Source organism: Caballeronia jiangsuensis, assembly GCF_046030135.1.
Lineage (GTDB): Bacteria > Pseudomonadota > Gammaproteobacteria > Burkholderiales > Burkholderiaceae > Caballeronia > Caballeronia jiangsuensis.
Map to the genome: position 1 here is coordinate 1 of NZ_JAQQDB010000146.1, position 371 is coordinate 371.

1 protein-coding gene is annotated in these 371 nt (G+C 63.1%); it reads left to right on the top strand.

The window, feature by feature from the left end; translation table 11 throughout:
• Positions 1–23: 23 nt before the first annotated feature.
• A partial coding sequence (locus PQR08_RS38740; protein ID WP_408164521.1) for a helix-turn-helix domain-containing protein occupies positions 24–371 on the top strand: 348 nt, incomplete at its 3' end.

Genomic DNA, 371 nt, shown 5'->3' on the forward strand with positions numbered 1-371 from the left:
TGCCTTGGAACCCGCAGGACACCATGCAACTTCGCCTTGAATTCGTGACCCTGGCCCTGCAACAAGAGATTGCTTTCAGCGAGCTGTGCCAACGCTTTGGCATTAGCCGGCAGACCGGATACAAGTGGGTCAACCGCTATCGGGCCGGGGGCCGCGAGGCGCTGGGCGATCTCCCCCGACGTCCGCACAGCAGCCCGAATCGAACCTGCGACGAACTCGAAGCGCGGGTGCTCGAGGTGCGAAGCCAGCATCCGGCCTGGAGCGCGCACAAGATCAGCCGGCGCCTGAAGGATCAAGGCCTGCAAGGCGTGCCTTCGCACAGCACGGTCAATGTCATTTTGCAGCGCCATGGATGCATCGGCGAGAAGGCG